Origin of the sequence: Paraburkholderia antibiotica (assembly GCF_012927125.1) — a bacterium.
In the GTDB taxonomy this organism is placed as follows: Bacteria; Pseudomonadota; Gammaproteobacteria; order Burkholderiales; family Burkholderiaceae; genus Paraburkholderia; species Paraburkholderia antibiotica.
Genome location: NZ_JABBFZ010000026.1, coordinates 47,084 through 71,946 on the forward strand (window position 1 = coordinate 47,084; position 24,863 = coordinate 71,946).

The window sequence follows — 24,863 nt, forward strand, 5'->3', positions numbered from 1 at the left end:
CTCATCACTTTTGAATTATCCCCTGAATAATTCCTGACGCATCTTGAATTGACTTATTCAACCAAACCCCCACAGGACCTGGAACGATGGCTTGAACTGCGTATCCTGCAGAAGTCGTCCCTGCTGCTACGCCAGCCGATAAGTCTGGATTGCCATTTGTTGCAGCTGCCGCACCAAACGCAGCTGTGCCATTGACTACTGCATTATAGGTGCCGGTTGCAAGCACGCCGACCTTGCTCATTCCGATAATGGAGGAATCCCCTATGGCCAATGGTCCAAATGCCCCGGCAATCAATCCGGTAGCGTAAGACTTCGGAATGTTCGGCAAATCGCTTGATATACCAAGCATATAGTTACTCACGTCAGACGCGTAGTCCATTCCACCAGCGGTTGCAGCGGCTATGATCGCATTTGGACCACCCATAACGCCTAGTGCGAGTGCACCTGCAATATAAGGCGCCTCCTCTTTCATATTAGCTAACGCCGCATCTGCGTTTGCCCCCTGCGCTTGAATTGCTGCAGTCAACGTCGCATCGCTACATTGCGCGCCCGCCGGGCAAACCTGCGAGACCAGACTCTTACGCTTGTCATTGCCTTGGTTGTACAACTGAACTGCTGATCCGGTCGCCGCGCCCGCCGTTCCCCCTACCAGCGCACCGCCAAGCCCGGCGACAATGTTCCCGGAAATATTGCCAAGAAGTTCCGAGCCCGTTGCCCCTTCAACTCCCTTGGAGATGCTTTCCAGCTCATCTGCCATCGCAGCGGAAAGACCCGCGCCGGCCGCGCCACCGATAGCTCCGAACGCGCTGCCACCGCCAAGTCCACCAATCAGCGCACCACCTACTACGTGCAGCGCTGTGCGATCCGCTCCCCCCTCAGCCCACGAATCCGCCTCGGCCTGATACTGCGCAGCAACGTCGGTCAGATTGGCCGCTTTCGCCGCATCCGCTTCCTGCTGCGCCTGCTGCTGCTTCTGGTCCGCGTACGCCCCAATCCCCTGCGCGATCACCTGCCCCGCCGCCTGCGCGGCCTGCATCGTGTCGGCCTGCTGCGACAGCAGATTGTTGATGTCCGGCGCAGACGACACCGTGCCATTGGTGTTCGTCGTATCCCGACTGAGGCTTGCCACATCCTGCGTCTGCGCAGCCTGATTCGTGATGTTGATCGCGCCCGCGCTGACAGCGCTACGCGTCGTCGCACTCTCGTCGCCGTTCTCGTCCTGCGAGATCATCGGCACCACGCCGCCCGCGCCACCGACCGAGCCCGTCCCGATCGCCTTGCCGGTCGTGCCGACACCCGCCCCCGCGCTCAACCCGTTGCTCGCCGCGCTGTAATGCGACTGGTTCTGCACATCGCTGAACGTCAGCGTGCCGGTCGTCAGGCTGTTCTTCGATGCATCGGCCGTGCTGTCGATCACCGCACCCGTCAGACTCGTATTGCCGTCGACGTTGAGATTGAAGCCGCCATCGCCCGCATGGATGCCGGCCTGCTCGTTGACACCCGCATAGTTCGCATCCGCGTGTCCGTTCTGCGCACTGAAGCTCGCGCTGCCGCCACCCTGACTGATGCTGAAGCCGCCACCGGAACTGCTCTGATGCGCGGTACTCACCGTCGTGTCCTGGACACTCTGGATGTTCAGGTTGCCGCCCACGTTCGCCGTCACCGTGCCGCCGCTCACGTCCGAGCCGACGATGTTCGTATCGCCGCCCGACAGGATCGTCACGCTATTGGCGCCTGTCACGTGCGTGTTGTTCTGGATCGCCGCATCGCTGTTGCCGTCGCCGTGCGCGTTCGACATCGACGCCGATACGCCGAAGCCGTTCGTGCCGTACGACACGCCGACGCTCGCGCTCGACGACTTGTTCGTGCTCGCCGTCGTATCGGTATCGGTCGTGTTGACGAGGTTGACCTGGTTCTTCGCGGCGAGCAGCACGTCGTTGGCACTCAGGTTCGAGCCCGCGACCGTGACGTTGCCCGATCCCGCCGTGCCGTCGCCGGTGGCGACGAAGGTCGCCGTGCCGCCAGCCTGTACCGTCGAGCCGCTATGCGTGCTCTGGTCCTCAGTGAACGTGCTCTTGCTCTGGCTCGATCCATAGCTCAGTTGCACAGCTACGCTCGGATTCGGGCCGCCCAGTGCACCGCCCGTCAGACTCGCGACCGCGATAGCCGAATCGCCCACCGCCGCAATCGCGTGCAGCGCCTGCGCGCGAGAATTGCCTCTGCTGCTCGAGACGGCCTGTGCTTCGGTGATCGCACCGTTGATCGCGTCGCCCACGCTGCCCGAGAGCGCCAGCGTGAAGCCGCTCTTCTTCGTTTCCTGGGTCTGTTCGGTGTGCGACGTATTCGTCGCTGCGTCGATCGTGACGTTGGCGCCCGTGCCCGTAATGTTGCCGCCCGCGAGGAGGTCACTGCCCGTCACGTGCAGGTCCTTGCCGGCTGTGACGTTCAAATTGCCGTTGATCGACCCGACAAGACTGCCGTTATTCGTCACGGTCGTGGTCTGGCTTGTATCGGTCTGCGTCGCGGTGCCGATCGAGAACCCTACACTGCCAGTCGACATGAGCCCCGACTTCTTCTGGTAGTAGTAGCTGTCCTTCGTCGCCGTATCCTGCGAGGCGGCGATGTTGACATTGCCCGCTGCTGCGAGATTCACGTCGTTCGTGCCGACGACGGTCGAGCCTTTTACGGTCATATCCTTGCCCGCCTGGATATTGACCGTATCGCCCGACACGAGACTGCCCACCGCGACATTGGCGTGCGTATCCTGCATCGTGTCGGTCGTCGTGCTGCTCACGAAGCTCCCCCGCTTCGACTCCACCGCCTGATAGTTATCGTGCTCTTCCCGCGCCTCGCCGATCGTCACGTTACCGGTCGCCGCGATACTGGCCGTGCCCGCACCGTTATCGACGCCATCCGTCATGCCCGCAGTCAGCGACGAACCCGTCAGCGTCACATTGCCCTTCGACGCATCGCTACTCACCGCCCCCAGCGTCGCATTCCCACCCGCCGTAAAGCTCGTACCGACCGCCTGCTCGTCGTACGTGTGATCCACTTCCTTGCGCGAACTGCCATCCGTGGCCACGTTGTCATACTTCGCCGTATCCGTGACGTTGCTCGCCGTCAGATCCCCGCCCGCGACCACCGCCATATCGCCGCCCGACGTCACCTTCGCGCCCTTGAACGTTGCATCGTTGCCGCTCTGGATCGAGAGGTCGCCGCTCGCCGAGATCGCGCTCGTCTGATTCGTCGTGCTGTTCTCTTCCCAGTGGTGCTGATCGTTCTTCGCCACCGATTGCGACGTCGCCGACTGCACGGTATCGACCGTGATGTCATGGCCCGCCGTGATCTGCGCGTTGCCGCCCGCGCTGATGTTCGCGCCGTGCACGCTCAGGTCGTTGCCCGCCGCGATCACCATGTCGCCGGTCGACGCAATCGTCCCCTGCGCGCCGAGCAGGGTCTGGCTGACCTTGCTATCACCGGACGCCGAACTGATGCCCTTGACGTCGACCAGCGTCGTATTGACGATGTCGTTGCCCGCCAGCACCGCGACGCGGTTGCCGCTGATCATGCCCGACGCGTTGACCACGTCATGGGTCGCCGAGACGACCGTCGTGCCGTCGGCATCGCTGCTGCCGATCGAGCCGCCGCGATTCAGAATGTCCGTCGCGCTGACGACGGTCTGCGTGCCGCCCTTGATCACGCCGCTGTTCGTCGCGCTGCCCGTCGCGTGAATTTCCACGTCGTTGGCAGCGATCAGCGCGCCGCTCGGCTGCAGGTCGTTCGCATGCGTCTGCGCGAGATACACGACCGGCGCCAGCACCTGCTGCGTCGTACCGTCCGGCAACGTGACGGTCTGATTCACGAGCCACACGATATCGCTCGTCAACGCATCCATCTGCGCGGCCGTCAGCGCGATGCCGGGCTCGAACCCGAACTGCTGCGCGGCGTTCACGCCGCTGGTCATCAGCGCCTGATATTCGTCGAGATTGTTCGTGTAGCCCTGCAGATAAACGCGGCCGGTCAGCTGCGTGATCTGGTCGCGCACGAGTTGCTCTTCGTACAGGCCATCGCCAAGACGCTTCTCGACGCTCTGCGGATTGAGGCCGAGCTGCTTCAGCATGTAGTCGCTGGAAATGAAGCTCGTATAGCTCGTCAGCCGCGAATCGGTCACAACAAGGTACGACGCGCCCGGCGACGTCTGATACGTGTACAGGCCGTTCGTGGGAAGCGTGATGTTCAGATTGCCGGTGCTGCTCGCGACGCTCTGCGGCGCATTCACCTGCGTGCCCGTCATCAGCTGGTTGGCGCCCAGCGTTCCGCCGCTCGCGCCCGTCGCGGAGTTCGCGGCCGCGACGTTCGTGTTGTTGACATTGGTCGCGCTGATCTGTACCGCGTTGTTCGCGATGATCGTGCCGCCGGTGCCGCCGATCGCCACCGGCGTCAGCACGATTGAAGGCTGGCTGACCGTGCCCACGTCCTGCGTGATGTTCTCGTTCCACGCGTACGTCGACACGATGTCCTGTGTCTGGTACTGGTACAGCGTCTGCCCGGTGTTGTTGACCGTGGTGCCGCCGTAATTGCCGCTGCCGTTGCCGATTTCGCCATCCTGCTGGCTCGAACCGATCTGGATCGAACCGCCTGCCGCGATCGCGCTGTAGTTGTTGTTCAGCGTGCCGACGTTCGCGAGCGTCAGGTTGCCGCCCGCGAGCAGTTGCGCCTGCTGTGCCTGCGGCCCCGTCACCTGATCCTGCTGCGTCGTGGTGGTCGTGTCGCGTGCGATCTCGACGCGCTGATAGCCGTTATGCGCGTCGCTGCGTGTCGTGTATTCGGTGGACGGCAGGTAGTTGACGTTCGGGTTGTAGTCGTCCCAGTAGTTGACGGTAATCGTGCCGTCGCCGTTGTTCGTGATCGCGTTGTACCAGATCGTCTGCTGGGTGCCGTTCACGTTCACGACCAGCACGTTGTCGGTGGCGTTCGGACCCGAGGTTTGCGACACGATCTGCGCGGTCGAATAGGTGGTATCGACCGGGCTCTTGTAGCCGTAGTCCCACACCGACTGGGTACACGACGAATGGCCATCCGCGTTGCCGGTCGCGCACGCCATGTATTTGTCGCGCTTGGTCTGATGGACCGTTTCGACGTCGGTTGGCACCGTCTCGACCGTTGGCGCGGGGCGCGTATTGGTCAGCGTCTGCGCGGCGACTTCGATGTTGCCCTGCGCTTCGATCGTGGACTGGTCGTTGGTGACCGAATTGCTGCGGTTGGCAAGCAGGCCGTTGGCATCGCGTGTCGCGTCGGCGGCGATGTTGATGTCGCCGAGGCTGAACATCGTCGCGCCGCCCGTGTTCGAGATGTCGCCGGGCGAGTACAGGTTCAGTTCCGACGCGGCGGCCATGACGGCGGCCGCGCCGCTGTTCGCGATGGACTGGCTGGCGTTGAGCGTAACGGTATCGCCGATGATCGTGGCGGTATTGGTCAGCGTCGCGCTGTGCGTGGTGACGCTATCGCCTTCGATGCGCCCTTCATTCGTGATCGCGTTCGCCGCGTTCACCGTCGTGCTGGCCGAATTCAGGTCGGCGCCCGCCTGGTTGTCGAGGTTCGCCGCGCTCACGGTCAGCGCGTTGACCGCGGCAAGCGTCCCCTGATTCGTGAGATTGCCCGCGACCGTGAAGGACAAGTCGCGGTTTGCCTGGATCTGGTTGGCCGCGCCGTTCGTGTAGTCGCCGTTGACCGTCACCGCGCCGTCGACGCCCGCGACGATCGTGCCGTCGCCGGCGAGCTGGTTCGTCGTGAGCATCAGGTTCTGGTCGCTGCCGATCGCGCCATTCTGGTTCGCGAGCGTGCCCGTCGTGATCGCGACGCTGCCGCCGCTGCCAGTGTCGTTGCCGATGCGGCCCGACGTGTTGTCGAGCGACGCGACGTTCAACGCGAGCGCGCCGTTCGCGTGCAGCGAGCCGCCCTGGTTGACAACGGCGGCGCCGGCCTGATCGAGCGTGAGTTTGTTCGCACCCGACAGCGTGCCGCCGCTGTTGTCGACGGTTTGCGCGAGGTTCAGCGTCAGGTCGTGACCCGCCACGACCTGCGCGCCCTGCGTGTTCGACAGCGTCTGTCCCGTCAGCGTCACGTCGCCATTGCCGCCGATCGTGCCCGCGCCGTTGACGCCGCCGCTATTCGCGTTGGTGATCGTCGTCGCGCTGAGCGTCGTCGCGCCGGTGCCGATGTTGGCGATGCGGCCGTTGGTGTTGTCGACCGACGCGCCCGCCACCGCGAGCGTCGCCGTCGCGCCGTCCGCTTCGATCTGGCCGGCGGTGTTGTCGAGCGCGCCCTGGGCGGACACGCTGACCGCGCCGTTGCCCTGAATCAGGCCGGCCGCATTGTTCAACGTGCTGCCGGATTGAACGGTCGTCGTACCGCCAGACGCCATCGTGCCGCCCGCGTTGCTAATGCTCGCGCCCTTTACCGACACGTCGCCGTTGCCGGCGATCTCGCCGTTAGCCGTGTTGGTCAGCGCGCCGCTCGCGCTCACGCTCGTCGTGCCCGTGCCGCCGTTCGCGATCGAGCCGCCGTCGTTCGCCACGGTCTGGGCCGCTACGTCGAGCACACCGCTCGCCTGCAGCGTGCCGCCCGCGTTGTTCAGGCCGCCCGCATCGGTGATCGATACGTTCTGCGCGCCGACATAGCCGCCCAGGCTGTTATCGAGCGACGCCAGCGTGAGCGTCGCCGCGGACTGGGCCGCGAGCGTGCCACCGCGGTTCGCCACCGCACCGCCGTTCACGACGAGCGCACCGTTCGTCGCGATCGTGCCGCCGTTATTCGACAGCGACGCGCTCCGCACGGACAGCGTGCCGGTGCCCGCGCTCGTAATCGTGCCGTTGTCGTTGATGAGCGTGGTCGGGCCAAGCGCCAGATTCGCGCTGTTGGTCTGGAGCGTGCCGTTGGTGTTGTCGAGGGTGCCGGACACATCGACGCTCGTCGCGCCGGTGCCGGTTTGCGTGAGCGTGCCGCCGTGGTTGGTGAGGTTCGCGGCCTGAATGCCGAGCTGCGTGGCGTCGAACGTGCCGCCGCTCGTGTCGAGCGTGCCGGCCGCGTGAGCCGTCAGCGCGGCGCCCGCAGCGATCTTCGCCGCCGCTGCGTTCAGGTCGCCCGCTGTCGCGCTCAACGCCACATTGCCGTTCGCCACGGTGCGGCTGCCGCCGAGATCGAGCGCCGCACCCTGCAGCGTCGCGTTGCCGCCGGCCGCATTGATGCCGGTCGCCGACAGCATGCCGCTCGCGCTCAGTGTCAGATCGCCCGACTGCGCAATCGAGCTATCTTTGTTGATCCCCGCGCCGAGCGTGCCGGTCGACGCGATGCTGCCGGCCGCGACGTTCAGGTTCTGCTGCGCGGTCAGCGTGCCGCTATTGCTGAGCGCCCCCGGCGTATTCACCGCTACGGACTGCTGAGCACCGGTGGTGCCGCTGTTGTCGACGCCGCCCGCCGCCGACGCCGTCAGATTGCCGCTCGCCGTGGTCCGGCCGGCGAGAACCAGTTTGCCCTGCGTGGTCAGCGCGAGATCGCCCGCCTGCGCCTCGATCACGCCCGCGTTCGACACGCCCACGCCGTTCTCGGTGCCGACGAGCACGATCCGGTTCGCGTACATGCCGCCGAGCTGCGACACGTCGATCGACACGCCTTGCGGCGCGCCGTTACCCGCGATGGGCGTCGCGGCCAGCGTGTCATGATCGACCTGGTTCGCGCCCGTGACGACGTTCAGCGTGTTGGCGTAGATCGCGGCGTTGGCCTGCACGGCGCGCGCAATCAGGTCGACCTGGTCGACATCTGTCGTGTTCAGGCCCGCGCCCTGCACGGTGATGTTGCCGCCCGTGACGCTGAAGCCCTTGAGGTTGCCGGCGGCATCGAGCATCGGCGTGCCGGTGGTGAGGATGCCCCGCGTGGTGTTGATGAAGCCGCCACCGTCGACGACGATCCCCGATCCGTTCGCAATCACCACCTCGGCCTTGCTGCCCGCTACCTCGAGCGCCCCGCGCAGCTGGCTCGGCGAATTGCTGTTGACCTGGTTGAGAATGATCCGCGCGGACTGGCCGGGCGCGAGGTTCGCGTTGCCGTTGATCAGGCCCGCCTGCTGCGTCTGCACGATGACCGGCGAATTGTTCAGGATGACGCCGGGCTTCTGGACGTCGAACTGCGAATACGTATTGACCGAGACACCCGCGCCGCTGGGCCTGTTGATGTTGACCTGCGGCAGCCCGTTCTGGGTCTGGATGACATTCGGCGCATGCGCGCCGGCTCCGACCACCTGCGCATCGACGAGCGACGAAGCGGCGCCGAACGCCAGCAGCGCGGCAAAGCTCGCGAGTCGCATCGAAAACAGCGACAGGCGTGTGGCGGAGCTTCGAACGGCGGTCTCAGCCGAATCGGTCTTGCCTGCCGCGTTGGCAGTTTCCGCAACCGCAACGAGCATTCCCCGGCACCGGCTGTAGACCAGCCGGAACATATTCGTATTCATTTTTTGCAGCGTTTAATTTCTCAACCGAGGCGAGAAAGTAACTCAGACAGGTGTTTGAAAGGTTCAATAAAAGCAAATTAGATGTACATCCGCAACAAAAATAACGAATGAGACCAGTCCAGTTGACGAATTCAATTTCGCCTGATTGAGACTAATTATGCCAAACAGATAATTCAGGGGATTAACAACGAACACTCGCCCTGTCCGGGACCGTTCCGCTGCCGAAAGCAGCGACGTGCACAGCGACGTGTGCGGATTCACACTTCGACGCTTGCCGGATCGTTAACGCGACGATGCCCGGCCGTAAAGTGCATTTCACTTCATGAAACGGCACTGATTTTCATTTCAATCGATTGAAAATCGCTTCATCACTTCTATTCACATTATTTTTTTGCCATCCTGAAAATTTAAAATGCTCTTGCGTCACTCGGCACGTCCAAATCTCGACAATGCGACTCAAAGAGCCGAACGAAAGCGGCACGCGAGTTTTTAATCGTCGTGACGCCACACGGCAGCCCACCTCGGCCATTCGCAAACCAGCGCGACGCCGTGCCGCCGCTTCGACGCAAACGCAAGCGCGAACGCACCCATAACGGCATACCGACACCTCAAGCGCCGGCTAACCCACCGCGCTTTCCACCCGCGCGCGCCCCGCCGCCGGCGCCACCGTGCACTCGGCGGCGCTCTTGCGCGTCGGCTGCCATGCGGCTCGATCGCCGAGCGCATACGCGACGCAGCGCCTCGCCAGCACGTCGGTCGGGTCGACGAGCCGCACCACGCGGCCGCCCGGACACGCAATCGCCGCCTCGCGCAACAGCAGCGGCAACTCGGTGCAGGCAAGCACGATCACCTGCACGCCTTGCGCGACCAGATCGTCGAGCGCCGCCGCGAGGTCGTCGCAGCATTCGCCCGACGTGTACCCGGCCTTCGCGCCGTGCGGCCCGTAGATCGCGTTCATCAGACGCGCCTGCGCGGCCGCCGATGGCGCGATCTGCACGAAGCCGCGCACGTCGAACGCCTGTTCGTAGACGCGGCTCGCGAGCGTGCCGCTCGTCGCCAGCACGCCGACTTCGCGCAGATCCGGAAAGCTGTCGCGCAGATAATCGGCAGTACAACTCAGCATATTGACGATCGGCACGCGCAGCGCCGCCTCGATGCGCTCGACGAACGCATGCGCGGTATTGCACGGCAGCGCGATCAGGTTAGCGCCACGCTCCTCGAGCGCCTTGCAGGCGGCGTACAGCGCGAGCGTCGGGTCGTCTCCGCTGCCGAGCAATGCGGCGGTGCGGTCGGGAATCTGCGGGTTCTGCTCGACGAGCACCTTGAGATGGTCCTGATCGCGCGCGGCCGGCGTGTTGCGCACCAGCTTGCCGAGAAAATCGACGCCCGCGGCCGGCCCGATGCCACCGACCACACCGAGCCGGAACGACGGCGCCGGCCGCGTGTACTGCGCGGCCGCGACGTAGCGCGCATACACCTGGTTCGTGTCGACGAACGGCACCTCGACGCGCCCGAGCGCGCGCAGCACCAGACCGATTTCCGCGAGCCCCGGCACGATCACGTCGACGCCTTGCGCAATCAGATCCGCGCAGGCCGCGCGCAGCAACTCGACCGGCCGGCCATACAGACGGCCGCTGCGGATGCCGTCGTCGCCATACACGGCGCTCGTCACGCAATCGACGCCAGTGGTATCGCGCGGATAGCAGACCTCGAACGCGCCGGCCTCGAAATAACGCTCGAACAGGCCGTTCTCGCGAATCGCCGCCGACGTCAGCACGCCAATGCGCCGCGCCGACGGATAGCTGCGCCGCACGTGCGCGGAGAGCGCCGTCATGATATTGGCGACCGGCACCGTGAGGTTGGCCGCGAGTTCGTCGATGAAGGTATGGCTCAGGAAGCACGGCAGCACGATCGCGTCGACACCGCGTTTCTCGAAGCCGCGCATCGTGTCGAATACGTGGATCTTGAACTGGGCGTCGACGACATCGGGCGCAGCCGCGCCCTGCCACGTGCGCGGCTCGAGCAGCAGATCGAAGGGGCGCTCGGCGCCGGGCCGGCGCGACGCCGCGCTCATCCGGCTGAGGATGTCGGCGCTGGCGAACTGCGCCGCGCCGGTCGCCACACCCAGCGAACGAAAGCGATTCATGGTCAATTCTCCCCGTCGTTTTGTCGGGCCACCCCTGATTAACGGATGGCTTTCCGCGCGCTTGAGGATGACATTATGTGGCGCCAGTATGTCGTGGGGTTAACCACGAAAATAGCCTGCATCAAGGCGATTTGAAGAGAAATCGGGGACGTGGATCGCGCGTGTCGGGCGCAGAGCGGCAGGGGCATTGCTTGAGCGGGCGATGCGTGGCGTTCTGCTTACCGGCTCTGCGGCAACTCGGCGGCGTAGCCCCAAAAGCCTGCCGGCACCGGCGACACGTAAGCCGCATCGCGCCCCAGGAACAGGCGCCCCCAAAAGCAAAAGCGGCGCGGACAGCCCACGCCGCCCCGCCGCTTTCACAACCATCGGCAAGCTGCCGCTCGCAGCCGCCCGGCGCGATTCACCGAATCCCGCCGGGCCGCCCACGTGGTGGCCGTCCATCGCGACCAGCCCCCAACGCGACCAGCCTCAAGCCGCCTCGGCCACGCCCGGCGCGAGATCGCGCTTGCGTCGCTCGAGCGTGCCGATGCACACCAGCGACACCCCCGCGAGGCACGTATAAAACACCGCGAGCGGCCACCACGCGCCCGGATACCGATGCGCGAGCAACGCGCCGATCAGCGGCGTCAAACCGCCGGCCAGCGCCGCGCACACCTGGTACGACAGCGAAATCGCCGAATACCGCACGCGCACCGGAAAGGCGGTCGACATGAAGCCCGCCATCACCGCATACGAGCTCGACATGCACATCACCGCGAGCGCGATGCCGATCACGATCGCCACCGGCCGCCCGGTCGACACCAGAGCGAACATCGGATACGGCGACAGCATCGCGAGCGCGGCCGCGCCCTTCAGGAAGCGTCCGGTGCCAATGCGCTGCGCGAACCAGCCCGAGCCGAGCTGCGTGAACAGCTGGATGAACGCGACGACGAACAGGCAATCGAGAATCAGCGAACGGTCGAGGCCAAGCGTCTGCGTCGTGTAATTGAGCATGAAGGTGTTGACGAACCACGCGCCGGCCACGCCGATCACGTTCGCGCCGAGACACAGCAGCACGGTGCGCCACGCGTCGCGCACCACTTCGGCGATCGGCAGCGTCGCGACGCGACGCTGTTCCTTCACCGCCGCGAATTCCGGCGACTCGCTGACGCCCGCGCGGATCGCGAGACCGACCAGCAGCAGCACCGCGCTGGCGAGAAACGGCAGGCGCCAGCCCCAGTCGAGAAACGCGTCCTTGTCCATCGACGCGACCGCGCGAAACGCGAGCAGCGACAGGATCAGACCCGCCGGGCTGCCAAGCTGCGCGAACGACGCGAAGAACGTGCGCTTGTTGCTCGGCGCGTGCTCGCTCGCCATCAGCACCGCGCCGCCCCACTCGCCGCCGATCGCGATGCCCTGCGCGACGCGCAGCAGCACCAGCAGCACCGGCGCCATCACGCCGGCACTCGCATAGGTCGGCAGAAAACCGATGCCGACCGTGCCGACGCCCATGATCACGAGCGTCGCGACCAGCGCCTTCTTGCGGCCGATGCGATCGCCAAGGTGGCCGAACACGAGACCGCCGAACGGCCGCGCGAAGAAGCCGACCGCGAAGGTGCCGAACGACGCGAGCGTCGCGAAGAACGGATCGCTACCGGGGAAGAACAGCTTGCCGAAAATCAGCGCGGACGCGGTGGCGTAGATATAAAAGTCGTACCACTCGATGGTGGTGCCGACAAACGCGGCGGCCGCCGCGCGCGTAGGTTGCCGGGTGACGGCGGGTTCGTCTGGCTCGCGATGCATGACTTGTCTCCTGGGTACTGCTTTATGGGGTGCTACGTGAGGTGGCGCAGCCTCTGTGTGCCGTCGCCTGAAAAATGGCCGCGGGTGCAGCAATGCAGCGTCAGGTCTTGAGCGCCTCCGCTTCAGCCGTGGTTTCCGGCGCGGCCTCCACCATTGCTTCGGGCTGCGAAGCAGCGGACTTCAGCACGCCGGCTTCGAACAGACGCTGCTGCGTCGACGCATCGATACCGAGCGCGTCGAGCACCTCGCGCGTGTCGGCGCCGAGCGTCGGTGGTGCGCTGCGATAGGTGGCCGGCGTGCGCGACAGCTTGATCGGCGACGCGGTGCCGCGATACTCGCCCATCTCGATCACCATGCGGCGATGCAGCGTATGCGGATGACGCGCGACCACGTCGACGGTCTGCACCGGGCCGCACGGCACGCCGAGCCGGATCAGCTGCTGCGCGAGCGGCTCGCAGTCGTGTTGCGCGAGCAGGCGTTCGAGCTCGGCCTTCAGCGGCTCGCGATGCCCGCAGCGGCTGCGGTTGTCGGCGAAACGCGGATCCTCGGCGAGTGCCGGCGCCCCCAGATGCCCGCACAGCTTCGCGAACTGCCGGTCGTTGCCGACCGCCAGAAAGATCGGCGAGGTCGCGGTGCGATAGCTGTCGTACGGCGTGATGTTCGGATGCGCGTTACCGGTGCGTTGCGGCGTGCGGCCCGAGCCGAAGTAATTCGGCAGATGCGGATGCAGCAGCGACACGCCGCAGTCGTACAGCGAGATGTCGATCGACTGGCCGCGGCCGCTCTTCGTGCGCTCGGCCAGCGCGAGCAGGATGCCGGCAAGCGCGTTCAAACCGGTGACCATATCGACGACCGGCAAGCCGACGCGCGTCGCCGGCCCGTCGTGCTCGCCATTCACGCTCATCAGGCCGGTCATCGCCTGGATCGCCGCGTCGTAACCGGGCAGGCCGCCGAGCGGACCGTCCGGACCGAAGCCCGACACCGCGCAATGGATCAGCTTCGGAAAGCGCTCGCGCAACACGTCGTCGTAATCCATGCCCCAGCGCTTCAGCGTGCCGGGCTTGAAGTTTTCGACCAGCACGTCGGCGTCTTCGAGCAGCTTCCACAGAATCTCGCGGCCCTCGTCGCACGACAGATCGACCGCGATGCCCTGTTTGTTGCGATTCACGCCGGCGAAATACCACGCGGTGTCGCCGTAGAACGGCGGGCCCCAGCCGCGGGTTTCGTCGCCGTCGGGCGGTTCGAGCTTGATCACCTGCGCGCCGTGATCGGCGAGCGCCTGCGTGCAGTACGGACCGCCGAGCACGCGGCTCAGATCGACCACCTTGACGCCTTGCAGCGCGCCGTGACAGCCGTCGCTGCGAGCTTGACCTTGATGCTGCTCTTGCTGGATGGCGGCGCTCATTGCGCGCCTCCGGCCGGCAGCACTCGCAGCGCCTGCTCCAGCGTGACCGGACGATCGTTGACGAGCGCGTCGATCACGTCGATTTCGTCTTCCGCGCCGCGCAGATCGAGCGGATCGGACGGCAGCAGCTTGTGCCGCACCACCAGATGCGCGAGCGCGAGACGGCGATAGTCGGGGCCGAGGCGCGCGCCTTCGCAAGCCATCAGCACGGCGGTGGTCGCGTGGTAAAGCCCGGAGCCCGCCTGACGCACCCATTCGTCGCGGCCCGCGTCGGCGACGCCGGCGAGCGCGTCGCACGCGCGTGTCAGCGCCCAGCGCAGTATCGCAAGACTTTCGGCCGGCAAGCCGGACGTGCCGAGCAGGTCGTGCAGATAGCCGCGCAGCGGTTCGAGCGCGCCATCACGCTTCGCGGCCCGCGCGATATCCAGCGCGACGATATTGCTGGTGCCTTCCCAGATCGAGCCGAGATGCGCGTCGCGCACGAGCCGCGCGTCGCTCCATTCTTCGATATAGCCGGTGCCGCCGCGCACTTCCATCGCATCGCCGGTCACGCGGCGCGCGTCGCGGCATGCGCGGAATTTGATCAGCGGCGTGAGGATGCGCACGCACTTTGCCGCGTGACGATCGCCCGTGTCGGCCTGCTGCAGCAACAGCGCGATGCGCATGAACATCGAGCGCGCCTGTTCGGCCGGCAGCATCATCTTGACGAGCTGGCGCTGCATCAGCGGCATCGTGATCAGCTTGCGGCCGAACGCTTCGCGATTGCGCGCGATGTGCAGCGCCTCGGTCAGCGAGCGGCGCATCAGGCCCGCCGCGCGCACGCCGTTCGACAGCCGCGACATGTTGATCATGTCGGCCATCTGGTGAAAGCCGCGCCCCACCTCGCCGATCAGATAGGCGACCGCGCCTTCGAGCACGATCTCGCCGCTCGCCATCGAGCGACTGCCGAGCTTGTCCTTCAGACGAATGATCCGGTAGCTGTTGCGCGTGCCGTCCGGCAGCGTCTTCGGCAGCAGGAACAGACCCAGGCCGTGGATGCCGTCCGGCGCGCCGTCGGGACGCGCGAGCACCATCGCGAGATCGGCGTCGGCGTTCGAGCAGAACCATTTGTCGCCGTACAGACGCCATTGCTGTTCGCCCTGCGCGTCGGTGTCGAGCGCGGCGCGCGTCGCGATGCGCGCGACGTCGGAGCCCGCCGCCTGCTCGGTCATGAACATCGCGCCCTGATACAGCGTGTCGAAATCGCGCGATGCGAGCATTGGCAGGAAACGCGCGACCAGTTCCGGCGCGCCGAATTTACGCAACGTGCGCGTCAGCGAGTCGGTCATGCTGACCGGGCAGCACAGACCGAATTCGGCCTGCACGAACAGGAACGTCAGCGCGTATTTGACGAGCGGCGGCGGCGTCGTTTTGCCGTCGCGCGTGGCGTGGCTCATCGACGCGAGGCCGAGCTCCGCATAGGCGACGCGTTCGAGCGCGACGTAGTCGGGATGCTTGTCGATGCTTTGCAGCGCTTCGCCGCGCCGCGTACGGTGGCTGAGCGTCGGCGGGTTTTTGTCGGCGGAAAGCGCCCACAGGTCGAGTTCGTCGGAGGCGCGCTGGCCGAGCGAGACGAACTGGCTTTCGAGTTCCTGGTAAAGCGTGTCGCCGAGATGGAGCCTCAGGAGGCGCGCGAGTTCGGGATCGCTGGAAAAGAAGTTGATGCCGCGGCTATCGGGGATGTTAGACGAGCCGTGGACCGGCTGTTCGACGATTTCGCTCATGCTTGTCTCCAGTTCCACCGCACAGGTGGCGTTGTGGAAGGCAGCATAGAAGCGGCTACGATAATCGTCTAATACAACTTATATCCGGTACGATAGACACAGCTTATCGATAACGATCTGGAGACGCCGATGGATCTGAAGCAATTGCGCTATTTCGTGGCGGTCGCCGAGGAACTGCATTTCGGCCGCGCGGCGAAGCGGCTGTTCATTTCGCAGCCGGCGCTCAGTTTCGACATCCGCAAGTTCGAGGAGCAGCTCGGCGTGCAACTGCTCGCACGCACCAACAAATCGGTCGCGCTGACCAACGCGGGTCAGGCGCTGCTCGGCGAAGCGTACCGGCTGCTGCTGCAGGCGAGCGAGGCCGAGCGCATCACGGTGCGCTCGGCGCATGGCCTCGCCGGCCGGCTGCGGATCGGCTTCGTGAACTCGATGCTGTATCGCGGCATGCCGCAGGCGGTCAGCCGTTTCGAGGCCGATCATCCGGGCGTCGAAATCGTGCTGAAGGAGATGAACACCAGCGAGCAGGTGCACGCGATCCAGCGCATGCAGATCGACATGGGCTACGCGCATTGGGGCAATTTCCCGTCGGACGTGCTTTCGACGACGATGTTTTCCGAGCCCTTCCTGTGCTGCCTGCCGGTCGATCACCCGCTCGCGCGCAAGCGCAAGGTCGATCTGCGCGCGCTCGCGCAGGAGCCGTTCATCCTGTTTCCGCGCACGGTGTCGCCGCATTATCACGACCTGATCATCGCGCAGTGCGTGAGCGCCGGTTTCAGTCCGTTGATCCGTCATGAGGCGCGGCTGTGGCAGACCGTCGTCACGATGGTCGGCTTCGGCATGGGCGTCGCGCTGGTGCCGTACACGCTGCGGCAGATCAGCGATCCGCGCGTGTGCTTCGTGCCGTTGCAGGGCGAGACGCTGTTGTCGGAAGTGTTGCTGCTGCGGCGGGCCGGCGATACGGAGCCGGTGGCGGATCGGTTTATCGAGTATCTGCGCGACGCGGGCGACGCGGCGCGGCCGGACGCTCACACGGAGCCGCCGGCGCGGCGGCGGCCCGCCGCGCCGTCCGCCTGAACGCGCCTCTCAACCGACCGCCTCGAAAATCTCCCGCAGCCACTGCGCGAACACGCGCACCCGCGACGACAACTGCCGGTTCTGCGGATACAGCACCGACACCGGCATCGGCGGCGGCGGATAGTTCGCGAGAATCACCCGCAGCCGCCCCGTCGCCAGCTCGCCCTCCACGCGATAACGCGGCACCTGCACGATGCCGAGCCCGGCGATCGCCGCCCCCGCGTACAGATCGGCGCCGCTCACCGACACCGCCGACGGCAGCACCAGCGCGATATCGCGCCCGTCGACGCGAAATTCGAGCGGCACCGGCTTGCCGGTCGCGCTCGAGATGTAGTTGACCGCCCGATGCGCGGACAACCCGGCCAACTCCGCCGGCTCGGCCGGCTCGCCGTACGCGGCCAGATAGGCCGGACTCGCGACCGTGACCTGCTGCAACAACGCGACGCGCCGCCCGACCATCGACGAATCCTGCAGCACGCCCGCGCGCAGCACGCAGTCGATCCCCTCGCGCACCAGATCGACGAGCCGGTCGTCCTCGCCGATCATCAGTTCGATGCCGGGAAAGCGCTCCAGAAACGCCGGCAGCGCGGGCACCACGAAATGCCGCGCGAGCGTGCCCTGCACGTTCACGCGCAACTGCCCCTTCGGCGCCAGATTCGAAAACGAGCCCTCGGCCTCCTCCATGTCGGCGATCAGACGCACGCAGCGGCGGTAATAGGCTTCGCCATCGGGCGTGAGTCGCACCGTGCGCGTGGTACGTTCGAGCAGGCGCGCGCCGAGCCGCTCCTCCATACGCTTCATCAGATTGGTGACGGTCGCGCGCGGAATGCGCAGATCGTCCGAGGCGCGCGTGAAGCTCTGCCGCTCGGCGATTCGCACGAACACGCGCATTTCCTCGAAACGGTCCATGGCGATGGATTATTAAAACAAATGGAATGATGATGGCCAGTCTAACCCGATTATCTCGGAGCCGAAAGCGTCCATGATTCAGCTCACCCACTCATCCCCTTCTTCGAGGAAAACGAATCATGAACACGAACCAACAATCGAAAGTCGCCATCGTCACCGGCGCATCACGCGGCATCGGCACGGCCATCGCGCAGCGGCTCGCGAAGGACGGCTTCGCGGTCGCGATCAACTATGCGTCGAGCGCGGGCGAAGCCGATGCGCTCGTCGCCGCGATCCGCGAAGCCGGCGGCCGGGCGGTCGCGATCAAGGCAGACGTGTCGAAGCCCGACGACGTGCGCCGCCTGTTCGACATCACCGAACGGGAACTCGGCAAAGTGGACGTGCTGGTCAACAACGCCGGCGTGATGAAGCCGACGCCGATCGCCGACACGCCCGACGCGCTCTACGACCAGACCTTCGACATCAACGTGCGCGGCACCTTCAACACGCTGCGCGAGGCGGCTGCGCGGATCAACGACGGCGCGCGCATCGTTAATTTTTCGACTTCGGTGCTCGCGCTGAACCTGCCGGGCTATGGCATCTACACGGCGACCAAGGCGGCCGTCGAAGCATTCACGCGGGTGTTCGCGAAAGAACTGCGCGGCCGCAACATCACGGTCAACGCGGTGGCGCCGGGACCGATCGCGACCGCGCTGTTCCTCGACGGCAAGACCGACGAGCAGATCGAGACCTTCGCGAAGATGCCACCGCTGCAACGGCTCGGCGAACCGGACGACGTAGCGGGCGTGGTCGCGTTTCTGGTCGGCCCGGATGCGGGCTGGGTGAACGGGCAGGTGTTGCGGGCGAATGGCGGGTTGGCTTGAGGCCTCGGGGTACGGTCGTACTTCCCTACTGCGCCTGGAGCGTGAGGTCCCCGACGACAGCGGCGCTGCCGTCGGAGACTATCGGGGACCGTTGCCGCTGTCAGCCTCAGCGGCCGATGCGGCGACGCCCCATCGATCGGATTGATCCGTTCGACAAAACGTTAATGACGGTCACAACGATTGCGCGGAGAACGTATCGCACTGGCGGATATCGCCGGTCGTCATGCCGCGCCGCAGCCAACGCTGACGCTGCTCGCTGGTGCCGTGCGTGAAAGCTTCGGGCACCACGCGTCCTTGCGCTTGCCGCTGCAGCCGGTCGTCGCCGATCGCGCCGGCGGCGTTAAGACCCTGCTCGAAGTCGCCCGGCTCCATCAGCTTGGTATTCAACTGCTGCGCAACCGCCGCCCATACGCCCGCGAGGCAATCCGCCTGCAATTCGAGGCGCACGGACAACGCATTGGCCTGCGCCTGCGACATGCGCGCCCGCGCGGCGTCGAACTTGTCGGAGATTCCGATGACGTTCTGTACGTGATGCCCGACCTCGTGCGCGATCACATACGCCTGCGCGAAGTCGCCGCTCGCGCCGAAGCGGTCCCGCAATTCGCGGTAGAACGACAGGTCGATATACACCGTGCGATCGGACGGGCAGTAGAACGGGCCCATCGCGGACTGGCCGGTGCCGCATGCGGTCGGCGTGGCGTCGGTAAAAAGCACGAGCTTGGGCGCCGGATAGTCCTGATTGAACTGGGTGCGGAAGATGTGTTGCCAGGTGCGTTCGGTGTTGCCGAGCACGCGACGCACGAAGTGGCTGCCGGCATCTTCGACGGGCTGGGCATTGCCCTGCACCGGCGCCTGCGCCTGGCTTTGCGGCGCGCTGCCTTGCAGCACCTGCGCGCCGTTGATGATCGTCATCGGATTGATACCGAAGAAATACGATGCGGCCAACGCGATGACAATCGTCCCGATACCGATGCCACCGCCCACCCGCATTCTGCCGCCTCCCCCGCCTCGGCGGTCTTCCACATTCTGGCTTTCTGCTTCGTCATCGAGGCGCATGTCGTTTCTCCGTGTTTCTCCGTTATCGGCCGCGACATGGTGCGACGCGATAGGGTTTGAGGTGGTGAGTTGTCGAGCAGTTTATATGCAGGCGTGGCGGTTGGAACAGGGGTGTTAAGTTCATCTGAAGCATCGCTAACAATGTGGCGCGGCGCGGGCTTGTCTAACCGGTCGCGGTATTCATCGCGGCAATCAACGAACCGACCGGCCGTTCATCGTCCGGGCGAGCGTGTTAATGTCCTGGGCACGATAACCCTGTATGAGAGACACGGAATGGGAAGGTGGCTGGCAATCGGTATCGCTGTCGGCACTGCGGTGGGTGCAGCGACTGAAAACATGGGTCTGTGGTTGAGTCTGGGAGCGGCAATAGGCGGTGCAATTGGAGCAGGCGCGAAAAAGCCGCGTCGATAGTCATGCAGCAATGACATGACTGTTCAATGTCCGCGACCAGGCGCGATGCAAGTCGCGTCAGGATCAGCAACCGCCTGACATGGTGCTGCGCAGCGGCGCTTCCGAACACCACACCAAACAGAACGCCCGGTTTCCCGGGCGTTCTGTTTTCCAATAGCAGCCAGCTTTCTCACAATCTGCGCCGCTACATCTCAGCACTGCACAGCGGCATCATTCAAACCGCCTTCGGATTGCGCTCCTCAAACCCTTCCTGATGCCAGTACGGATACGCGGGCCGCGTCGCGCTCGCGGCATCGAGCGTCGCGACCTGTTCCGGCGTCAGATTCCAGCCGACCGCGCCGAGGTTCTGCCGCAACTGCTCCTCATTGCGCGCGCCGATCAGCACCGTCGACACCGTCGGGCGTTGCAGCAGCCAGTTCAACGCGATCTGCGGCACGGTCTTGCCGGTTTCGGCGGCGACTTCGTCGAGCGCGTCGAGCACGCGGAACAGATACTCGTCGGGCACTGGCGGACCCATGTCGGCGGTCTTGTGCAGACGGCTCGTTTGCGGCAGCGGCTGGCCGCGCTTGAGCTTGCCGGTCAGGCGCCCCCAACCGAGCGGACTCCACACCACCGCGCCGACGCCCTGATCGACGCCGAGCGGCATCAGCTCCCATTCGTAATCGCGGCCGACCAGCGAGTAGTAAGTCTGATTCGCGACGTAGCGCGGATAGCCGTAGCGGTCCGCGACGTCGAGCGACTTCATCAGATGCCAGCCGGAAAAATTCGACACGCCGATATAGCGGATCTTGCCCGCGCGCACGAGGTCGTCGAGCGTCGACAGCACTTCCGCGACGGGCGTTTTCGCATCGAAGCCGTGCAACTGGAACAGATCGATGTAATCGGTTTGCAGACGCTTGAGCGCCGCGTCGACCGACTGGATCAGATGGAAGCGCGACGAGCCGACGTTGTTCGGTCCGTCGTCGAAGCGGAAGGTCGCCTTGGTCGAGATGATCGCCTGATCGCGCTTGCCCTTCAGCGCCTCGCCGAGCACCGACTCGGACGCGCCGCGCGAATAGATGTCGGCGGTGTCGAACATCGTGACGCCCGCGTCCAGACAGATGTCGATCAGACGCCGCGCCTCGGCGACGTCGGTCTCACCCCACGCCTGAAAAAACTCGCCCTTGCCGCCGAACGTACCCGTGCCGAAACTCAGCACCGGCACCTTGAAACCCGATGCACCCAGATGTCTGTATTCCATTGAATAATCTCCGTGGCATTGCCGTCGATAAACGGACGTTCAGTCTACGCGCGTCCGGGAAAACGCGTCGGCGGGAAGGTGCGATTCGGGCGGGATTTGGGCGGGGGTGAGCGAGGTGGAGGGTTGTTGCGATGCGGTTCAGGTATCGCGTCAACTTCGCCAAGCCTTCGACGCAGACGCCTTTGCTTCATCGGTATTCGTCAATTTCCACCGTGCCGCCGATCGACTCAATCAGTGCGACGATGTCCGCGGGTACATCAGGCACGCGATCACCGCTTTCATTCACCCAGTAGCAGAAGAATCGGACTTTGGCGCTGGCGCTTTCCAGACGCGCCTTCAGGTCTGGACGTGGCAGCGCCAGCAACTGGACGAGGTAACGCAGATGCGGTTCCAGATGATCGCTGCGTACCGCATTTTCACTGTTGATGGACCACACGCCAGTGCGCCTCGTTAGTTGGCGATTTTGTCCGGTCGGGTCGTTGATCGGATATCCCCTGGTAACCGCGATATGAGGGCGATATGAGGGCGATATGGGGCGAAACACCGAAATAATTTGTCCAGTATGCGGGCTGGATCGTGTCGCCTGCGATTGCGAACGAAGCGAATGCTAATGGGTGCTGTGTCAAAGAGCGCGTCTCCGAAGCCGATCGCGAATTATGTCAACGAACGACATCAATCGCCCGAAGGTAGGGACGGGTTCCAGTCCATCGGCGCTTCCGTCGTAATTTGAAGCCGCTCACGTAGCTGGGGATTGGAAAATCCCTGCAATAGCATCAGCATGCCGCCAAGTTTGCGGGCATCTTCGTCCGTCAATGATTTTTCCGAGTGCTCTGGCGCATCGGGCGGAATGGTGACAGCCGTCGCCCGGTCAATGACCGCCTGAACACGTGAGCGCACTACCGTGCACATCTTCAGTTGTTGCGTGTCTTCATCATAAAAAACGATGCTGGCTCGTGGAGGCTTCGTCATATCAGTATCCTCTGCATTGCTGGAATGTCTCAAATGCGCGCTGTGTGCACAGCGAGTAAGTGCGGGAGTCTGCATACAGCGCACGCGCGACCTGGCACTGCTCCATATCCACTTCATAGCCAGCGTAGCATTCAGCCTCGTCTGCCTCGCTAACGCCGCGTGCTGCCAGATCCTGCGCGTCACCGAGCGGCGCACTCTCTATGTACTCGAACGATTGCGCATCACCAGGCGGCGTCGACACTGGTGTGGCGATAGTCCCATCAGGCAGCACGTCGCCGGGACGCGCGAACCAGCGCGCCGCGCAAGAACTGGAGCAGCCGCGCCAACTGACGGCTATCGCGGGTCAGGTCCGATGAGCTTGCCGAAGTAATAAGCTGGCGTCCGGAGCGCGCCTCTTCGCTTAACGGATTCCCGCGATATTCCTGCCTCGTGTAGAACGTGCAGTTCCGGTTGGTGCCAACCTTGAAATCAATCGCCATTTGCTGCCCTGTGCTGGTCGGATCAGCCGATATACGTATCACGGCATATCACGGGCCGCATCGCGCTCTGCAGAAGAACGCATCCCCAAATCGGGTCGCGAATGTCGCAGGTTCCGCTGACAGCGGGTCGGAGCACGCATCGAGCGACGCGTGATGAACCCCGGCAACATCATGGAAGACTGTCAACAAAGGGACTTGAACGGTATGAAAGGGAGAAGCCGGCAGCGTGAGAAGCGAAACATCAGCCGTGCATCGAATGCGTCAAGCCATGCCTGACGCATTCGATGCGAATCAAACTCGACGACAGGCCCCGCTCCCATGCAGCGAAGATCCGTGCGGCCATATGAGGCCCGCCATCGCTCCCCTTCAACGTTGGCCTACACATCCCGCACAGACAACGCACTCAACGCCTCCCGCACGTCCCCCAACACGCTGTCCCAATCACCAAGCGCCGGCTGCCGGAACAGCCGCGCACTCGGATACCACGGCGTGTCGCTGCGTTCGAGCAGCCAGCGCCAGCAGGTATCGAAGCGGTTCAGGATCCAGACCGGCCTGTCGAGCGCGCCGGCCAGATGCGCGGTGGACGTATCGACTGAAATCACCAGATCGAGATTGGCAACAAGCGCGGCAGTGTCGGCGAAGTCGTGCAGCAGGTCGGTGTAATCGGCGACGCGCTCGCGGAATGTGCTGTCTGCCAGTTGCGTCGAAGCCGCGCCCTTTTGCACGCTGAAAAAGCGCACGTTCGGCACATCGAGAAGCGGGGCGAAACACTCGAAGGCGAGCGAGCGACGCGCGTCGATCTTGCGCAGCTCGGCGATGTGCGCGCGGTTTTCGCCGGCCCATACGAGACCGACTTTCAGCGGCCCTCCCGCCCGGGACTTTGCGTTTGCCGTTGCCTCAGCGTTGGCATCTTCGCCTGCATCTTCACTCGCCTCTTCGCTCGCATCGCATTCGATCCGCTCACCCCACTCCGCCACGGCCTCAGCATCCGCAAACAGATAAGGCGTCTGCGCCGGAATACTCGTCTCGTTCGTCCCGAACGCGAGCGGCAAGCTCAGCAACGGACAATGACAATCGAACGACGGCAACGGCTGCCCTGCTTCGATCAACTGATCGACACCATCGAGCGTCGACAGCAGTCGCATCAATGCGCGCGGCACTTCGAGCACGACCTTCGCGCCAAGCTTCGCAACGAGCGGCGCATAGCGGCAAAACTGCAGCGTGTCACCAAGGCCCTGCTCCGCATGCAACAGGATCGTCTTGCCGTCGAGCGAAAAATCGCCGCGCCATAGCGGCTGCGCGAATTCGCGCTTGCCGGCACGGATGCGGTTGCGCTCCCAGCGCCATTCGTACTCGCGCCAGCCGGCCTCGAAGCGTCCCATCTGCAACAGACACAGCGCCTGATTCCAGTGCGCTTCCGCCGACTCGGGATGCAACGCCAGTGCCCGTTCGTAGCTCGACAGCGCCTCTTCGCGTCGATCGAGATCGACCTGCGCGAGTCCGAGGTTATTCCATGCATCGACGAACCCAGGCGCGAGTTCCAGCGCGCGTCGATAGCAGCGCTCCGCTTCCAGCGGCTCATTCAGATCGCCGAGCGCATTGCCGCGATTGCTCCACGCATCGGGATAATTCGGCTGCAACGCGAGCGCCTGGTCGCAGCTATCGAGCGTATCCGCGTAACGGCCAAGATCGCGCAACACGCACGCGCGATTATTCCAGGCCGCCGCGAATTCCGGCGCGAGCGCCAATGCGCGCTCGAAGCTCGCGAGTGCATCGAGCGGACGGTTCAGCGCGGCCTGCGCATTGCCACGATTGTTCAACGCGTCGGCGAATTTCGGCTGCATCGCGAGCGCGCGATCGGCACTGGCGAGCGCCTCGTCGGGGCGCTGCAATGCGTTCAATGCATAAGCCAGATTCGAATGCACGGCCGGCTGTTTCGCATTGACCGCCAGCGCTTTCTTCAATAGCTCCATGCCTTCCTGCACGCGGCCGGTCTGCAACGCGAGCTCGCCGAGCAAGCGCAACGCGTCCGCATGTTTGGGCTTGAGTTCGAGAATCTCGCGATAGAGCTCTTCTGCTTCGACCCATGCGCCATTCTGCTGAAGCGCGACGGCATGTCGAAACAGACGGTCCAACTGTTGCGGCAGATTGCCGGGCTTGTTCATGCGGGATGTCAATGGAAGGCGGGAACGATCGTCGGGACAGCCGCGCCGCACATGCGCATAAGGAGCGCACTAGATCCAATACATGCAAGACGTGC

General features: G+C 64.6%; 14 protein-coding genes. 2 read left to right on the top strand and 12 right to left on the bottom strand.

The genetic code is table 11. The annotated features are described in order from the left end of the window. Positions 1-4: 4 nt before the first annotated feature. The 5 genes from HHL14_RS28970 to HHL14_RS28990 form a co-directional block, all read right to left on the bottom strand. Positions 5-8,506 (bottom strand): hemagglutinin repeat-containing protein, encoded by an 8,502-nt coding sequence (locus tag HHL14_RS28970; RefSeq protein WP_169501033.1) that lies wholly within the window; start codon positions 8,504-8,506, stop codon positions 5-7. 619 nt (positions 8,507-9,125) lie between these two features. Beyond that, entirely contained in the window at positions 9,126-10,652 is a 1,527-nt protein-coding gene (cuyB, locus tag HHL14_RS28975; protein WP_169501034.1) for a cysteate racemase, read from the bottom strand. Positions 10,653-11,120: 468 nt separating this feature from the next. Next, positions 11,121-12,434, bottom strand: coding sequence for an MFS transporter (locus HHL14_RS28980; protein ID WP_169501035.1), 1,314 nt, complete (start codon positions 12,432-12,434; stop codon positions 11,121-11,123). Positions 12,435-12,534: 100 nt separating this feature from the next. Beyond that, positions 12,535-13,839, bottom strand: coding sequence for a CaiB/BaiF CoA transferase family protein (locus HHL14_RS28985; protein WP_169501036.1), 1,305 nt, complete (start codon positions 13,837-13,839; stop codon positions 12,535-12,537). After that, positions 13,836-15,602 carry an acyl-CoA dehydrogenase family protein gene (locus tag HHL14_RS28990; RefSeq protein ID WP_169501037.1) on the bottom strand — a complete coding sequence of 589 codons (1,767 nt, stop codon included), beginning with the start codon at positions 15,600-15,602 and terminating at the stop codon, positions 13,836-13,838. The genes HHL14_RS28985 and HHL14_RS28990 overlap by 4 nt, the downstream gene beginning before the upstream one ends. 129 nt (positions 15,603-15,731) lie before the next feature. Between HHL14_RS28990 and HHL14_RS28995 the strand changes: the two genes are divergently transcribed. Further along, a complete protein-coding gene (locus tag HHL14_RS28995; RefSeq protein ID WP_230413253.1) occupies positions 15,732-16,676 on the top strand; it encodes a LysR family transcriptional regulator in 945 nt (314 codons plus the stop codon). A 9-nt stretch (positions 16,677-16,685) separates the two neighbouring features. Here HHL14_RS28995 and HHL14_RS29000 read toward each other — a convergent pair whose 3' ends face one another. Next, a complete protein-coding gene (locus HHL14_RS29000; RefSeq protein ID WP_169501038.1) occupies positions 16,686-17,585 on the bottom strand; it encodes a LysR family transcriptional regulator in 900 nt (299 codons plus the stop codon). A 119-nt stretch (positions 17,586-17,704) separates the two neighbouring features. Here HHL14_RS29000 and HHL14_RS29005 point away from each other — a divergent pair, with 119 nt between their 5' ends. After that, complete coding sequence (locus tag HHL14_RS29005; protein WP_169501039.1) at positions 17,705-18,448, top strand: SDR family oxidoreductase; 744 nt, start codon at positions 17,705-17,707, stop codon at positions 18,446-18,448. 171 nt (positions 18,449-18,619) lie between these two features. Here HHL14_RS29005 and ypfJ read toward each other — a convergent pair whose 3' ends face one another. The 6 genes from ypfJ to HHL14_RS29035 form a co-directional block, all read right to left on the bottom strand. Then, a complete protein-coding gene (gene ypfJ / locus HHL14_RS29010) occupies positions 18,620-19,504 on the bottom strand; it encodes a KPN_02809 family neutral zinc metallopeptidase (protein ID WP_169501040.1) in 885 nt (294 codons plus the stop codon). 625 nt (positions 19,505-20,129) lie between these two features. Continuing rightward, a complete protein-coding gene (locus tag HHL14_RS29015; RefSeq protein WP_169501041.1) occupies positions 20,130-21,155 on the bottom strand; it encodes an aldo/keto reductase in 1,026 nt (341 codons plus the stop codon). 187 nt (positions 21,156-21,342) lie between these two features. Then, a complete protein-coding gene (locus tag HHL14_RS33395) occupies positions 21,343-21,591 on the bottom strand; it encodes a hypothetical protein (protein ID WP_407945318.1) in 249 nt (82 codons plus the stop codon). Between the two features lie 236 nt (positions 21,592-21,827). Then, positions 21,828-22,124, bottom strand: a complete 297-nt coding sequence (locus HHL14_RS29025; RefSeq protein WP_169501042.1) for a hypothetical protein — start codon at positions 22,122-22,124, stop codon at positions 21,828-21,830. Between the two features lie 260 nt (positions 22,125-22,384). Continuing rightward, a complete protein-coding gene (locus HHL14_RS29030; RefSeq protein WP_169501043.1) occupies positions 22,385-22,603 on the bottom strand; it encodes a hypothetical protein in 219 nt (72 codons plus the stop codon). 377 nt (positions 22,604-22,980) lie between these two features. Beyond that, the gene (locus tag HHL14_RS29035) at positions 22,981-24,768 is read right to left on the bottom strand and encodes a tetratricopeptide repeat protein (protein ID WP_169501044.1); all 1,788 of its coding nucleotides are present in this window, start codon (positions 24,766-24,768) and stop codon (positions 22,981-22,983) included. Between the last annotated feature and the right edge of the window lie 95 nt (positions 24,769-24,863).